Here is a 15,326-nt window from a genome sequence, read left to right as displayed (position 1 = left end):
GGCAAAAAAGTATGCGTTCCCTTAAGTTATCATGCTATGTAGATACAGTTGCGAAATATGCATATATGTGAAAATTCGCTTAGAAAAACTCGCTCCGCCCTTAAGTGAATGGGTATGCTTTTCTTATACTTGGTACTTCACAATTTTAACTGTGCCGACTTTACTTCCTTGCTCATATTATACTTCCTCCATGTACAAAAAAGAAGACCCGTAAAGGATCTTCTTTTTTATGCTTATTCAGCTGTAGGCGCTTCTTCAGCAGTAACAGCTAGGTTGTATCTGTCAAACCAGTCTACAGCAATAGAGTAGTTTTGTACACGGTTATTAACCGGTACTAATACTGAACGATATAGTGTAGGGAATACTGGAATTTCATCTACCATTAACTGTTGCCATTCATTGTAAACTTTTTTACGATTCTCTACATCAAAGGAATCAGCTGATACGCCTGCTTCCAATAATTTGTCATTTTCTTCACTAGCATAACGTGGGAAGTTAAATAATGCGTCACGTCCATAAAGTCCATCAGGGTTCACATCATAGCCAACGCTCCATGCACCTTGGAAAATATCTACAGCTGGATCGTCATCGCCACTTTGCCCTACACGATCGTAGAATGTGTTGAACTCTTGTAGACGTCCATCAAGTAATTGTACATTTAAACCAACTTGTTCCCAAGACTGAATGTAGTAGTTAGCTAGTGGTTCAGCAGTGTCTCCACCTGACATAGAAGCAAAGTTAATTACTAACTCTTCGCCTTCAGGGTTTTCACGCATGCCATCGCCATCCACATCTTCGTATCCAGCTTCATCAAGAATTTGTTTCGCTTTCTCCGGATCATATTCTACACCAGGATTTTCAGCATCATGGAATTCAGGATGTGACGGTGGAATCAATGTAGTTGCATTCCAACGCAACCCGTTATAGAATTTTTCTCCTACTGCGTTATTATCAACAGCATGCCACATCGCTTTACGCAAGTTGACATCAGCCATTTTCATACTATCATCTGGTTTTACTTCTTTAGCTTCTTTATCCCATGTTCCTAACTTAAACCCAATATATGTGTAGGCTAAATCAGTCATACCCAAATATTCAACATTTGACATATCTGCATTATCAGGGAACTGATCAACAGGGAAACTATCAACTAAATCTACTTCGCCTGTTTCAAGAGCCTGAACGACTGTACTTGGGTTAATAACTTTTAGTGTAACTTTGTCAAGATTTACTTCTCCTTGCCAATAGTCTTCGTTTTTAGTATATGTTACAGATTCCCCTGGAACGATGCTATCTACCTTAAAAGGTCCCATTCCAATCGGATTTTTTCGTACTTCGTCTGATTCAGCCATGTCAGCTACAGGGATATCTTTAAAGATATGTTTAGGCATTGCATATGGCCAGATACCACCTGTAAGTAGTGATGGTGTAGATTCTTTGAACGTAATTTTCAACGTTTTTTCATCTACAACTTCAATACCTGAAATAGAGTCTGCTTCTCCTGCATGGTATTCATCCATACCTTCAATATTTGTAAAATCTGAACCATAACGAACACCAGTATACTCTGCATCTCCAATTACTTCAAAAGAGTAAGCCCAGTCTTCCGCTTTAACTGGTTCGCCATCGTGCCAGTTTACATTGTCCTTAATAGTAAAAGTAAATACTTTTCCTGAATCATCCACTTCATAGGAAGCAGGGCCATCATTTGTATAAAGATAGTTTTCGTCATTATATAGAAGTGGTTCGTCAAACCAATCAATAACTTCTGCATCAGGAGCTCCAGAATAGAAATTCCAGTTTAGCGTTCCTTCGAAAGCAGTATCACTAACTAAACCAAAGTTAAGCTCTCCACCTTCAATTGCTTCTCCTTCATTTGTCTTAGCAGGGTTGAAATCATCGATAGAGTATAATCCATCTTCTGCTTCTTCTTCTTTTTCCCCACCTTCCTCACTACTTCCTTCTGAGTCAGAGCTTCCGCTTTCCTCAGAATCTCCACCACTGTTACATGCTGCAAGAGCAAGCAACAAAACAAGCATAAGTGCGAATAGCGCCTTACTCCAACTTGCTTTCGTCATCCTAATAACCTCCCTTTTTTTGCCTTTCTTTTGTGTAACAGACCGATAGGATAAATCGGGCCGTTACAATATATACTCAACATTTCTACGTTTAGTCATAGAAATGCAGGTAACAATGATTAAATGTTGCGCATAAAGGGTAAAGATTGTTGTATTACCCTCTTCGTTGTCTTGCATCGGTGGCGCGTTTTAAAGCCTGCCCGACATTGTTAACACTTAGCATTAATACTAATATCAAGATGGCAGCTGGTACCCAAATCCACCATCGATATTCCAACGTTTGTGGATTCCTAGCGTAACTTAGCAATGTTCCTAAACTCGGTGTACTTTCAGGAAAGCCAAAACCTAAGAAGGATAAGCCTGATTCCAAGCCAATATTTGCTGCAAGGTTCAAAGTCATGGTTACAATAATTAATGAACTTAAGTTAGGTAATACTTGCGTTAACATTATTTTCAAATTGGAGGATCCCAATGTTTTAGAAGCTTGAGCATAATCCAATTCTTTCTCCTGTAAAGCTTTTGAACGAATGAGCCTTGCAATTCCCATCCATAGAAATGCTGTCATAATAAGCGAGAAGGACAAGACACTATATTTCGGAACAATTGCAACGAATACGATGACAACCATTAGGAAAGGTAAAATTAAGAAGAAGTCAACGATACGCATCATGATATTATCGATCGTTCCTCCGAAGTAGCCTGATACCAAACCATATAGTACACCGATAACACCTGTCATCAAGGTAACTAAGATCCCAATAGATAATGAGTTTCGCGTCCCAATAATTAGCTGACCGAAAATATCTCTACCGCCATAATCGGTTCCGAGAAGGAAATCTTCACCAGGTGGTTCATGTATTGCAAACAAATCTACCGTTACAATTTCGTCTTGATTTAGAAATAAGGATATACCATATACAAAGCTTGTTATTAAAACCAATAGGATTAAGGAGACTAATGCTATTTTGTCTCGGACAATCTCTCGCCAGATGATGCTAAAACCAGATGGACTTTTCGTTGCCACATGCTGTGTATCATCAAGTTTTATTTCTTTTGATTCCATTTTTTTCACCTCAGAGTCAATCGATTTCTATTTAATACGTATACGTGGGTCTACAAGACTTAAGATTATATCGGAGATCAATGCCCCTAAAATCGAAGCAATACCGAACAGTAACACGACTGCTGTTACTACACTATAGTCACGTAGCAAAATGGATTGGATAAATAGATCCCCCATACCCGGATATCCGAATATATTCTCCACAAACACGGTCCCACCAATGAGCCCAGTAATTTCGAAACCGAAAAATGCTGCAATCGGTAATAGTGAGTTTCTTAAGATATGTCGATTATAGACTCTAGATTCAGAAGCACCTTTTGCTCTTGCTGTAATAATAAAGTCTTTCTGTTTGGTATCTATAATTTCACTTCGCAAATATTGCACTGTGTTTACTGTAGTGATGAGTGCCATTGAAATGGCAGGCAGTAAAAGATGTTGCAATTTACTTAGTACATAATCAAACGATCCTGGTTCTAAACCTGGAGCTACACTTCCGCCCGTTGGGAACCAACCTAACTGATATCCAAACACCCATAGCATTACAAGTGCGAAGATAAATAACGGTGTTGCAAATCCTATATAAGTATAACCAGTTATCATTTGGTCTGCCCAAGAATCATTGTACCGACCGCTTGTGATACCTAGCGGAATAGCAATGATATAAGTAATAAGTAATGTGGCAACAGAGAGCCAGAAAGTGTTAATTAAACGTTGTTCCACTAATTCTGTTACAGGCATTTTATATCGGAATGACTGGCCAAGATCTCCCTGTAATGCTCCAGTTATCCAGTCTGTGTATTGTACATACCATGGATTATTTAACCCTAGGTTTTCCCTTTGTTGCTCAATCGCCGCAGGATCAATATTTGGATCAATAAGTCCAGATAGTGCATCACCTGGCATCATTTGTGCCATTAAAAATATTAAGACACTCAACAGAATAACTTGAGGTAGTGTTATAAAAAGTCGTCTAACTATGAATTTCCACATGTTCTATTCAACCTTTCTCCGGCAAAGCTACCAAATGTGTATCGGATACGGATTGTAAACCGTAAGCCAAGCCCTCGTTATCAAAATAGTCATTATATGATTGCTCGTATTCCGTTTGTACTTCCTGCCTAAATTGCTTCTTCTCTTCCCGTTTTTTCGGGTCAATATCCGGAATCGCAGCAACCAATCTTTTCGTGTATATATGTTGTGGACTGTTGAAAATATCTTGCTTTGTGCCTGATTCTACATAACGGCCTTTATACATAATGCCGATCTCGTCACACATATGTTTTACAATCCCTAGGTCATGACTAATAAATAAATAGGTTAAATTTAGTTCCTTTTGTATATCCTGCATAAAGTTCAGTACCTGTGCTTGTACAGAAACATCTAATGCAGAAACTGGTTCATCGGCAATGATTAGTTTTGGTTTCAAGGCAATTGCTCTTGCAACCCCAATCCGTTGCCTTTGTCCACCGGAGAATTCATGTGGATATTTCAAAATACTCTCAGGACTCAGTCCAACTTGCTCTAATAATTCATGAACACGTTCCTTTTCTTCTTTTCTTGAGAGCTTTTCATAGTTTCGTAGTGGCTCTGCAATGATATCGAGTACGCGTTTTTTTGGATTCAAGGAAGAATATGGATCCTGGAAGATCATTTGAATGTCTCTTCGTGGATCAATTGCCTTTCCTTTTATATTCAACTCTTCGCCTTCATATGTGATCTTGCCTTCAGTAATCTCATTTAATCCGACAATTGCTCTACCTGTTGTCGTTTTCCCTGATCCAGATTCACCAACTAGACCATATGTTTTACCTTGTTCGATTTCAAAGGACACACCATCAACAGCTTTGATTGCACCAATTGTGCGATTAAATAATCCACCTTTGATAGGGAAATGTACTTTTAAATCTTCTACTTTAAGAAACGCCATTTGCTTGCTCCTCCTTGCTCTCATCTGGGAAGTAAAAATGATTATGACATGTACAACGAACAAAGTGACCTGGCGTTACTTCATGTAATTCCGGGTTTTCTTCATGGGCTGATTCATCAACCCAAGGAATACGTGCAGCAAATCGACAGCCTTGACGTGGCAGATTTTGCAATGATGGTACAATTCCTTGAATTACATGTAATTTGTCCTGTGCTTCATCCTCAGATGGCATGGAATTTAACAACGATCTTGTGTACGGGTGAAGAGGGTTTTCAAACAATGCCCCAACTTCTGCAATCTCTACGATTTGGCCTGCGTACATAACTGCAACCCTGTCAGCCATTTCCGCAACAACACCGAGATCGTGCGTAATAAGAATAATTCCAGCATTCATGTCTTCTTTTAAGTCACGAATCAAGTCCAGTATCTGTGCTTGAATGGTTACATCTAGCGCAGTTGTTGGCTCGTCTGCTATAAGGAGCTCCGGCTGGTTGGCGATAGCGGTCGCAATGATAATCCGTTGTCGCATTCCACCAGAAAGCTCGTGTGGAAATTGATCATAGGTATGCTCCGGACGAGGAATACCTACTTTATTGAGTAAATCAACTACCTTATTTCTACGCTGTTTTGTTGACATATCTTTTTTATGGAGAAGAATTGCCTCTGCAATCTGATCCCCAACTGGCATCAATGGGTTTAATGCGGTTAACGGGTCTTGGAAAATCATGGCCATGTCATCACCGCGTAACTTATTTAGTTTAGCAGGTGAAATATTGGCAATATCCGCATCCTTAAAATGAATATTCCCTTCAATTTTGGCACGATTATGCAAACCCATAACCGAAAATGCAAGAGCACTTTTACCGGAACCAGATTCTCCTACGATCCCGAGTACTTCATTCTTGTTCAGTGTCAACGTTACATCATCCACTGCTGCATAATAGTCATCTTTTATTCTAAATGATGTTTTTAGGTTTTTAATTTCTAACAACTCTTTACTCAAATTAATCCCCCTACAAATATTTCTATAGTTTTATATATTGGCCTGATAGCCAGTAACTCGTGCTAATTTTGAATATCGAATGAACGTTCTGAATATTTAAGGTAAAAAAATATGGGTTTGTTTGTCCATATTTCCATTTTCACCGCTTTTTCTATTCTTCTGAAAATTCAAAACATTAAAGGTGTTCTCTCGACGTTTTGTCATCCCATATGCTCACTCATTTCAAACCAGCATTGTTTTATATACCTTTGAAATCTATAAAAGTTAATAAAGTATGTGTAAGAAATAAATTCTTAATAAAAACTTAATAGATTATATGTGATTATAAGTGAATATTTTCAAAAAAGCAATAGCTTCTAATACAATTTATAGGTATAAATTTCTAGATTTTGTGGAATCCTGTCGTTTATGAGGACTTTTATCTAGTAAGTTAAACATGCTAGTATTGTAGAAAAAGCGTTATCTACGTCGATTTTTGGTTGTTTTTCTCCCATTTTCTTTACTATTGTTCCCCTCACTTTTAATAGGTTATTTTTTTTGTAAATTTTCGCACTGAATGGAATAATATATATAATCCCAAGTAATTTTATAGACATTAGGAGGAAATAAAATTGAATCTACTTGATTTACAAACAAAAGCAGCACGCCATAAAGCTTTATTAGAGATAATTAAGCCATTTAAAGAAAGAGCTGCCAAACACGATGAAGAAGCAAGTTTCCCTTTTGAGAATTTTCAAGAATTAAAAGATGCACGCTATACGGCACTTACTGTTCCACAAAAGTATGGTGGTGCAGGTATTTCGTTGTCTGAGTTGTTGTCCCTGCAGCAGCTTATCGCAGAAGCTGATGGCTCTACAGCGCTTGCAGTTGGGTGGCATATGGGTATTACGAAGCACCTAGGAGAAAATAATGTCTGGGATGAAGCAACATATCGTAGTTTTGCTGAAGATGTCGTCAATACTGGTGCCTTAATTAATAATGCTGCCTCTGAACCAGCAACAGGCAGCCCAACCCGAGGTGGCAAGCCGGAAACCACTGCAAGATTGACAGCTGATGGTTGGGTACTGAACGGACGTAAAACCTTCACTACGCTGGCCCCTGTTTTGGATTATATAGTGGTCAGCGCCTCTATCAAGGATCAAGACAAGGTAGCTAATTTTCTCGTTAGACGAGATTTACCTGGTGTTCAGGTCAAGGAAACATGGGATTCTATTGCAATGAGAGGCACTGGTAGTCATGACTTAATTCTAGAGAATGTCCCTATTAATAAGGATGACTTGGTAGAAAATCTAACACCAGGCAAAAAAACTGCAGCTGGGTGGCTTCTTCATATACCTGCTTGCTACTTAGGAATTGCACGTGCTGCTCAACGCCATGCAATTGAATTTGCTACTAGTTATTCTCCTAATAGTGTGGAAGGCACCATATCTGACTTGCCTAATGTAAAACAGAAACTCGGTGACATCGAGCTAGCATTGATGGAGAGCACCTATTTCTTACAAGCTGTGGCGCAGGAATGGGACTCGGCTAGTGAAGATGCTCGAAACCAAATGAAACCGACGCTTGGTGCCGTAAAGCTTTCTGTAGTGAATAAAGCACTTGAAGCAGTTGATTTGGCAATGCGTGTGGCAGGTGCAAGGAGTCTCTCGCGAAAAAATCCGCTGCAACGCTATTATCGTGATGTTAGAGCAGGCCTTCATAACCCGCCTATGGATGATATGACCATCATGCAGTTAGCAGATAAAAGCATAAAAGAAAACGAATAGTTTTGTTGTACCACCTCTGGTTTGCGGATCAGAGGTGTTTTTTTTTGGATGGGTGGTGTGGCGATTTCTCTGGCGATTCTTTGCTTTTCTCGAGCGATATTTGCTGGTTCTCGGGGGAAGTTAGCTCGCTCTTGGCTGATGTTCACAGCTTCTTAGCCGATATTTGCTCGTTCTCGGCTGATGTTCACAGCTTTTCGGCCGATGCTCATACTCCCCCTCTCCTTTTCAAAATAGTAAACAACCCTCTGCAATAAATTTGCAATCTAACTGTAAGATTAACTTTCTTCAAAAAAGGTAATAGTATATAAGATTTACTATGTTCATTTAACACAGGTATAAATTTAGCCAAAGGGGTGGGAAACATGAAAGGTATCATCTTAGCCGGAGGAAGTGGGACACGTTTATCTCCCAGTACGGACAGCATCAATAAGCATTTGCTGGCAGTATATGACAAGCCAATGATCTATTATCCGTTATCTGTTTTAATGCTTGGTGGAATAAAAGAAATCATGATTATCAGTACACCTGAAGATACCTCCCGATTTGAGGAACTTCTTGGTGATGGTTCTTCCCTTGGTATAACACTGAAATATAAAGAGCAACAGGATCCGAAGGGGATACCTGAGGCTTTGACAATTGCCGAGGAATTCATTGGTAAGGAACCTGTAACCTTAATGCTTGCAGATAATATTTTTTATGGGCAAGGCTTTACAACCCTGTTACGAAATGCAATCAAGCATCACCGGCATGCAACTGTTTTTGGCTACCGTGTTAAAGATGCTCGTCGTTTCGGTGTAGTTGAATTTGACCACAAGCAAAAAGCAATCTCACTTGAAGAAAAGCCAAGTAATCCAAAGTCTGACTTTGCTGTGACAGGACTATATATATATGACAATAAAGCGGTTCATCTAGCGAAAAAGCTCAAGCCTTCTGCTCGAGGAGAACTTGAGATTACCGATTTAAATAAAGAATACTTAAAGCGTGGACAGTTAGATGTGGAGCTACTGGGGAGAGGTTTTGCCTGGATGGACGCCGGGACACATGAATCCCTATTCGAGGCTTCTGAATTTGTGAAGATTACCCAGCAACGTCAAGGGTTTAAGCTTGCTTGCTTGGAGGAAATAGCATATTACCTTGGATATATCTCAAAAGACCAACTTTATAAGAAAGGGAAGTCCATGGAAAAGAATGACTACGGTCAATACTTACTAGAGATTGCTGCACGGAAACACACACAACAATACTGGGATTCAATTGATCGAAATCCTATGCTGGGGCTGGTCGAATGAACAAACAAAAACCTGTACTGCTTATAACGGGAGGCGCTGGATTCATTGGCTCCAATTTCATACGTTATATGCACGAAACCTATCCAGATTACCATCTATTAAACTTAGATAAACTTACGTATGCTGGGAATACTACGAATCTGAGTGGTCTTGAAGCCTCTCCCACCTACACGTTGATAGAGGGAGATATCGCGGATGAACACTTGGTCCAAAGCCTTTTTGATGAGCATGATATTCATGGTGTCATTCACTTTGCTGCAGAGTCCCATGTAGATCGCTCTATTGAAGATTCCAAGCAATTTGTCGAGACCAATGTTTTAGGTACCCTCGTCCTCTTGCAGGCAGCTAAACAAGATTGGGAGAAAAAGGGCGTTCTTCAAGAAAGGCGCTTTCACCAAATATCAACAGACGAAGTCTATGGCTCCCTTGGGGAAACAGGAAAATTCTCTGAGGACACACCGTATGATCCACGAAATCCCTACAGTGCGTCTAAGGCTGGGGCAAATTTAATGGTCAGAAGTTTTGGTCATACGTATAACATGAATGTTATTATTTCAAGCAGTTCTAATAATTACGGGCCAAGACAACATACAGAAAAGCTGATACCAACCATTATTTCTAGGGCACTACAGAATGAACAGATACCAATTTATGGAGACGGGAAAAATGTCCGCGATTGGCTCTATGTAGACGATCATTGCCGCGCTCTGGATCTTATTTTCCATCAAGCTCCCCCCTTCTCCACTTATAACATTGGAGGAGGAAATGAAATACGGAACATCGATATTGCAAAAGAAATTTGCAGTATCCTAGATGACATAAAACCAGAGCTTTTAACAGAAACAAAACTTGCTAGTTTTCAAGATTTAATCACACATACAAATGATCGACTTGGACATGATCGCAGATATGCCGTGGACGATTCCAAGCTGCGCAAAGAGTTAGGCTGGGAGCCAAAGGAAGCATTGTCCACTGGATTACGTAAAACGGTTCAATGGTATGTGAACCAATGGGAAAGTGTAGCAACGCCATGATTTCGGTTGTCATCCCCGTCTATGGCTGTAAAACCTGTCTTGAGGAACTAAGCAACCGGCTTGCATCGACCTTTGCAACAATCCCAGTCGACTATGAAATCATTTTTGTAAATGATGCAAGTCCTGATGGGGCGTGGATGAAAATAAGTGAGCTACATGAAAAGAACCCCAGCATTAAAGGGATCGACCTTGCACGTAATTTCGGGCAACACCATGCCATCACAGCAGGTCTCGACCACGCCAAGGGTGACTGGGTAGTTGTGATGGACTGTGATTTACAGGATCGGCCAGAAGAAATTCCGAAGCTGTATGAAAAAGCACTCCAAGGCTATGATGTAGTTTTCGGACGGAGAGTTCAGCGCCATGACGGACTGCTAAAAAAAGCGTCCTCCAAACTCTTTTACCGGGTCTATGATTATATTACAGGTCATACATCTGACCATACGGTGGCCAATTTCAGCATCAATTCCAAAAAGGTAGTAGAAGGGTTTAAAAGCATGCGCGAGCAGAGCCGCTTTTTCCCGCTATTTATTCAATGGATGGGCTACCCATCTGTCTCAATTGAGGTAGAACATAATGAGCGGAAAGCGGGAAAATCCTCCTATAATATAAAAAAACTGATCCGTTTAGCAACAGACGGTATTATCTCACAATCAAATAAGCCACTACGGTTATCGATTCAATTTGGCTTCTTTATTGCCAGTATTTCATTTTTATATGGCCTTTACTTGTTCTTTCGCTACTTTTTCTTAGCAGAGCCCGTGCAAGGCTGGACCAGTGTGATGGTGTCCATCTACTTTATTGGCGGGCTAATGTTCTGTAATCTCGGCATCCTTGGCCTGTATATCGGGAAAGTATTTAACGAAGCAAAAGCTCGACCACTATATCTCATACGCGATACTACTGAAAACACTAAAACTACAGACAGCAACTATACAAGGAAACGGAGCTGATATGATGGAGAACTACTTGCAGCCTACCCCATGGGATAAACGAAACTTTCATGTTGAAACATATGAAGTAACCTCCTTAACAGAGGAAGCGTTAAAGCAGACAAATGAAACCGAGGGCCATTTCACCTTAAAAACAGATCCACTTGCCAACAAAGAAAATCTTCGTAAATATGGTTTTTATTATGTAGATACTTTAATTGAACCAGTTTGCAAAAAGGACGATTTACAGGTAGTGGAAAAGGAAGGGATTGAATTGTCCAGAACCTTTCCTACTGATGAGATCATTGCAATAAGCGGAGAGGCTTTTTCAGGAGGACGGTTTCACCGCGATCCGGAAATTCCAAATTTCATGGCAGATAACCGTTACCGAAATTGGGTAAAGGACTTGATTGACGAAGATAAGATCATTGCTCTTTATTATCAAAATGAGCTAGCTGGGTTTTATGCCTACCAGGATGACAAGGTGCTGTTGCTCGGTATCCATGAAGCATTCCGCGGTAAAGGATTAACAAAGGCGTTTACCAGTCTTGCCGTCCAAGAGCATTTCCGTTTCAGTGAGCTTGAAACGATTCGAACTTCCATCTCTCCTTCCAATCTAGCATCCTTAAATCTCTTTTTATCACTAGGGTTTAAGATGAGAGGCGCGGTGGATATCTATCATAAACTAAATGGTTCTCTGCCAGTAGGTGTCTAGACATGGGATATCTTTATATACTCGGTACCATTTCCTTTACGGTTTATGGACAGCTCATTTTGAAGTGGAAGATGGATCAAGTCGGTGAATTACCTGACTCCTTCGTGGAGAAGTTCACGACATTGCTCCAGTTGCTGCTAAATCCATGGATCATATCCGGCTTTCTATCAGCCTTCTTAGCAGCATTATGTTGGATGGCAGCCATGACGAAATTTGATATTAGCTATGCTTATCCATTTATGAGCCTATCATTTGTCCTTGTATTTATTCTCTCTGCATTTCTATTTCAAGAACCGGTTTCCATGCAAAAAGTCATCGGTTTTTCTTTCATAATTCTAGGCATTATTGTGATGAGGTGATGTAAAATGATTCCATTTAATATTCCATGTGTGACAGGAAAAGAATCTGTCGCCATCCAACAAGCCATAACCGCACAGAATCTATCAGGCAATGGATCGTTCGGAAAAAAGTCCTGTACCTGGTTAGAAAAAAACCTCTCATGCGAGCGCGCTATGCTAACGCCATCCTGTACTGCTGCCTTAGAAATGACAGCAATACTGGCAAACGTTGGGCCAGATGATGAGGTCATCATGCCTTCCTATACCTTCGTTTCTACAGCGAACGCTTTCGCATTAAGGGGAGCAGCTATTCGCTTCGTTGATATTGATCCAGCTACGATGAATATTGACCCAGTGGCAGTAGAAGCAGCTATTACTGACAAGACAAAAGCCATCGTGGTTGTCCATTATGCTGGCGTTGCCTGTGATATGGACCGCATTTTGCAGATTGCAGAAAAACACGGAATTTTTCTTATTGAAGATGCTGCCCAAGGACTGATGAGTACATATAAAGGAAAGGCTCTCGGAACAATTGGCCACATGGGTACCATTAGCTTTCATGAAACGAAAAATTACACATGCGGAGAAGGTGGTGCACTGCTTCTGAATGATCCGGAATTAATTGAGCGAGCGGAAATTCTCCAAGAAAAAGGAACGAACCGCTCGCAATTTATCCGTGGTCAGGTTGATAAGTATACGTGGCGCGATGTCGGGTCCTCTTATCTATTGAGCGAGCTCAATGCCGCCTATCTTTCTGTCCAGCTTGACCATGCAGAAGAAATAAATGAGCAGCGCCTTTCCAGATGGGAAGACTATAATCAGGCACTTAAGCCATTGATGGAGGATGGCAAAATTGTCTTGCCACATATTCCCGAAGAGCATGTTCATAATGCCCATATGTTTTATATAAAAGCAGACAGTGAAGCGACACGCAATGAGCTAATGGATTATTTAAGAGATCAGGAGATTATGGCAGTCAGTCACTATGTACCGCTCCATTCCTCTGTTGCTGGTAAAAAGTACGGCAAGTTTATTGGAGAAGATACATACACTACCGTTGAAAGCGCAAAACTTCTGCGTCTGCCGCTATATTATGGATTAAAAGAAGAGGACGTCGCCTATGTGGTCAAAGCCATTCAACAATTTTTCGATTCTAAATAAAGTACTTATAGGGATAGCACTATTCATCATCGCTGCTTATGTGGCGCCATACTTTATACTTGGCGAGGATGCGCACATTCGGGTCCACGACAATATGGACTCAAATATCGTCTGGTATAAACTGTTAGCCGAAAGTGGCCAGATTTTCACTCTGACGGACACCCATTTGCCCAATGTCATTAACGGATTGCCAAGAAGCGCGCTGCCTTCAGGGTTTGATGCAATGGTATGGATCTACGCTCTATTTGAGCCGATGACTGCCTACGCGGTTGGCCAAACACTCATGCGACTAGCCGCTTTTTTCGGTATGTACTTCTTGTTAAAGCATCATGCGATTCGCTCTGATAAACAGCAGGTGCTTTGTATTGGGGCCGCATTAGCATTTGCCTTACTCCCCTTTTGGCCTTCTGGCATGCTGTCAATTGCTGGACTGCCCTTAGCGCTGCATTGTTTTCTCATGATTCGGAGAGAAGGAAAAAGTGCAAAGATCTATTACTGGATCACGCTTGGCTTCATTCCCTTTTTCTCCAATTTTGTTTTGTCATTTGTGTTTTTCCTTGCAGTGATGGGCTTTGTTTGGCTTATTGACTGGATCAGGGAGAAGCGGAGCAATTGGGTATTCTTTTCAGCCATCGCCATGATGTCTGCTATTTATATCGTGAAAAATTACTTGCTTATTTTCTCTATGTTTTTCGAGTCTGGTTTTACATCACACCGTAATGCACTGGATCTTGGCCATAACTCCTTTGAACGGAGCATGGAACTAACCTTGGAAAATTTCCTATATGGACATACACATGATATGGCTGAGCAGTTTCTCATTATTTTGCCTGTTATTGGCTTTGCCTTCGCGCTTGCTGCTTATCGAAACATCAAGCCGTACTGGCTACTTAGCTTGTTTTGCTTTAACTTCCTGCTTTCCCTATGGTATGCCTTTTGGTACTGGGAAGGATGGCGTATCGTGAAGGATAATGTGATGGTGGCGAATACGTTTAATTTTGCACGGATCCATTTCTTTGACCCAGCTATTTGGTATATTTGCTTTGCGCTAGCTCTTGCAATCATCTGGAAGCATATGCGCCTTGGTAAGATCATCGCTATTGTGCTGATTGTCGCTCAATGCTATCATCTCTTACCTCTTAATGAAGAGAATAAATATAGCGAATTTGATACGCCAACCTTTAAAGAATTTTATGCAGAATCCTTGTTTGAGGAGATAAAAGAGTATATCGGAGAAGACCAGTCTTCCTATCGGGTTGTCAGCATTGGCATGCATCCAACAATTGCCCAATATAATGGGTTTTACACATTAGACACCTACAATAACAGCTTTCCTCTGGAGTATAAGGAAGCATTCAGGGAAGTCATTGCCGGGGAACTTGAAAAAAGCCCATCTCTTGAAGACTATTTCGATACATGGGGCGGAAGATTATACATGTATGTAGCAGAACATGGGGAAAATTATTTATTTACAAAGGACCGTAATGTTCCTATTGAGAAACTGGATATCAACACCGCTGCTTTAAAAGAACTCGGTGGAGATTATATTCTTTCCGCGGTGCCAATTGAAAACTACACTGAGCTTGGGCTAACTTTTGAAAACGAATTTGAGAAGGCAGACTTACCATGGGAGATCTTTTTGTATCGGGTGGATTAGGCGAGGACTAAGGTTATTGTTTGGAAAATTTGATGATTATAGTTTTATTTTACGTATTATACTGCAAACACTTTGAAGAAAGTTGGTGAAGTGAATTCTAACAGCGAAGAAAATACACGAAGACTCCAGCGGGAGGAAAGGCATAGGTGAGACCCCGAAAGTGCGCCTACTTAAGGAACAAAGGCTAAAAGCGCCACATCCTGGGGCAACGCCTTCGTGACCAACGTCCTGTTGGCCCGAGGCTCACCAGCCGCCCGCGGAAAGCGAGTGTATTTGCGAAGCAGTAAGAAAGGATAGATCGTATGGTCTTCAATGTTCTCTATTTTTATTGCTTGACGTTGACTTGATTATTTAATTCTCGTC

The 15,326-nt window shown here is 40.7% G+C and carries 13 protein-coding genes; 8 read left to right on the top strand and 5 right to left on the bottom strand.

Going from position 1 to position 15,326, the window contains the following annotated elements; translation table 11 throughout:
• Window positions 1-233: 233 nt before the first annotated feature.
• The 5 genes from opp4A to AC6CHS_RS10655 all read right to left on the bottom strand — a co-directional run bounded on the left by opp4A (window position 234) and on the right by AC6CHS_RS10655 (window position 6,071).
• Window positions 234-2,078 (bottom strand): oligopeptide ABC transporter substrate-binding protein, encoded by a 1,845-nt coding sequence (gene opp4A, locus AC6CHS_RS10675; protein WP_498235978.1) that lies wholly within the window; start codon window positions 2,076-2,078, stop codon window positions 234-236.
• A gap of 154 nt (window positions 2,079-2,232) precedes the next feature.
• Window positions 2,233-3,141, bottom strand: coding sequence for an ABC transporter permease (locus AC6CHS_RS10670; protein WP_498235977.1), 909 nt, complete (start codon window positions 3,139-3,141; stop codon window positions 2,233-2,235).
• Between the two features lie 27 nt (window positions 3,142-3,168).
• On the bottom strand, window positions 3,169-4,131 hold the full coding sequence (opp4B, locus tag AC6CHS_RS10665; RefSeq protein ID WP_036575438.1) for an oligopeptide ABC transporter permease: 963 nt from the start codon (window positions 4,129-4,131) through the stop codon (window positions 3,169-3,171).
• A 7-nt stretch (window positions 4,132-4,138) separates the two neighbouring features.
• Window positions 4,139-5,068 carry an ABC transporter ATP-binding protein gene (locus tag AC6CHS_RS10660; RefSeq protein WP_498235976.1) on the bottom strand — a complete coding sequence of 310 codons (930 nt, stop codon included), beginning with the start codon at window positions 5,066-5,068 and terminating at the stop codon, window positions 4,139-4,141.
• Window positions 5,055-6,071, bottom strand: a complete 1,017-nt coding sequence (locus AC6CHS_RS10655; protein ID WP_058950863.1) for an ABC transporter ATP-binding protein — start codon at window positions 6,069-6,071, stop codon at window positions 5,055-5,057. The genes AC6CHS_RS10660 and AC6CHS_RS10655 overlap by 14 nt, the downstream gene beginning before the upstream one ends.
• A 611-nt stretch (window positions 6,072-6,682) precedes the next feature.
• Between AC6CHS_RS10655 and AC6CHS_RS10650 the strand changes: the two genes are divergently transcribed.
• From AC6CHS_RS10650 to AC6CHS_RS10615, 8 genes are all read left to right on the top strand, one after another.
• Window positions 6,683-7,837, top strand: coding sequence for an acyl-CoA dehydrogenase family protein (locus tag AC6CHS_RS10650; protein ID WP_498235975.1), 1,155 nt, complete (start codon window positions 6,683-6,685; stop codon window positions 7,835-7,837).
• Window positions 7,838-8,199: 362 nt separating this feature from the next.
• Complete coding sequence (gene rfbA / locus AC6CHS_RS10645) at window positions 8,200-9,126, top strand: glucose-1-phosphate thymidylyltransferase RfbA (protein ID WP_498235974.1); 927 nt, start codon at window positions 8,200-8,202, stop codon at window positions 9,124-9,126.
• Window positions 9,123-10,160 carry a dTDP-glucose 4,6-dehydratase gene (rfbB, locus tag AC6CHS_RS10640; protein ID WP_498235973.1) on the top strand — a complete coding sequence of 346 codons (1,038 nt, stop codon included), beginning with the start codon at window positions 9,123-9,125 and terminating at the stop codon, window positions 10,158-10,160. The genes rfbA and rfbB overlap by 4 nt, the downstream gene beginning before the upstream one ends.
• Window positions 10,157-11,113, top strand: a complete 957-nt coding sequence (locus tag AC6CHS_RS10635; protein ID WP_498235972.1) for a glycosyltransferase family 2 protein — start codon at window positions 10,157-10,159, stop codon at window positions 11,111-11,113. The genes rfbB and AC6CHS_RS10635 overlap by 4 nt, the downstream gene beginning before the upstream one ends.
• A gap of 4 nt (window positions 11,114-11,117) precedes the next feature.
• Window positions 11,118-11,807, top strand: coding sequence for a GNAT family N-acetyltransferase (locus tag AC6CHS_RS10630; protein ID WP_498235971.1), 690 nt, complete (start codon window positions 11,118-11,120; stop codon window positions 11,805-11,807).
• A gap of 2 nt (window positions 11,808-11,809) precedes the next feature.
• A complete protein-coding gene (locus AC6CHS_RS10625) occupies window positions 11,810-12,166 on the top strand; it encodes an EamA family transporter (protein WP_036575453.1) in 357 nt (118 codons plus the stop codon).
• Window positions 12,167-12,172: 6 nt separating this feature from the next.
• Entirely contained in the window at window positions 12,173-13,306 is a 1,134-nt protein-coding gene (gene rffA, locus AC6CHS_RS10620; protein ID WP_498235970.1) for a dTDP-4-amino-4,6-dideoxygalactose transaminase, read from the top strand.
• A complete protein-coding gene (locus AC6CHS_RS10615) occupies window positions 13,266-14,963 on the top strand; it encodes a DUF6044 family protein (RefSeq protein WP_498235969.1) in 1,698 nt (565 codons plus the stop codon). The genes rffA and AC6CHS_RS10615 overlap by 41 nt, the downstream gene beginning before the upstream one ends.
• Window positions 14,964-15,326 lie beyond the last annotated feature (363 nt).

It is taken from the genome of Oceanobacillus sp. GQ8 (genome assembly GCF_059758495.1).
This window is presented reverse-complemented; position numbering and strand designations above follow the sequence as displayed.

Excerpts from the sequence above, each read along its gene's own strand:
- opp4A (WP_498235978.1), bottom strand. The coding sequence starts at position 2,078 with ATGACGAAAGCAAGTTGGAGTAAGGCGCTATTCGCACTTATGCTTGTT.
- AC6CHS_RS10670 (WP_498235977.1), bottom strand. The coding sequence starts at position 3,141 with ATGGAATCAAAAGAAATAAAACTTGATGATACACAGCATGTGGCAACG.
- opp4B (WP_036575438.1), bottom strand. The coding sequence starts at position 4,131 with ATGTGGAAATTCATAGTTAGACGACTTTTTATAACACTACCTCAAGTT.
- AC6CHS_RS10660 (WP_498235976.1), bottom strand. The coding sequence starts at position 5,068 with ATGGCGTTTCTTAAAGTAGAAGATTTAAAAGTACATTTCCCTATCAAA.
- rfbA (WP_498235974.1), top strand. The coding sequence starts at position 8,200 with ATGAAAGGTATCATCTTAGCCGGAGGAAGTGGGACACGTTTATCTCCC.
- rfbB (WP_498235973.1), top strand. The coding sequence starts at position 9,123 with ATGAACAAACAAAAACCTGTACTGCTTATAACGGGAGGCGCTGGATTC.
- AC6CHS_RS10635 (WP_498235972.1), top strand. The coding sequence starts at position 10,157 with ATGATTTCGGTTGTCATCCCCGTCTATGGCTGTAAAACCTGTCTTGAG.
- AC6CHS_RS10630 (WP_498235971.1), top strand. The coding sequence starts at position 11,118 with ATGGAGAACTACTTGCAGCCTACCCCATGGGATAAACGAAACTTTCAT.
- AC6CHS_RS10625 (WP_036575453.1), top strand. The coding sequence starts at position 11,810 with ATGGGATATCTTTATATACTCGGTACCATTTCCTTTACGGTTTATGGA.
- rffA (WP_498235970.1), top strand. The coding sequence starts at position 12,173 with ATGATTCCATTTAATATTCCATGTGTGACAGGAAAAGAATCTGTCGCC.
- AC6CHS_RS10615 (WP_498235969.1), top strand. The coding sequence starts at position 13,266 with ATGTGGTCAAAGCCATTCAACAATTTTTCGATTCTAAATAAAGTACTT.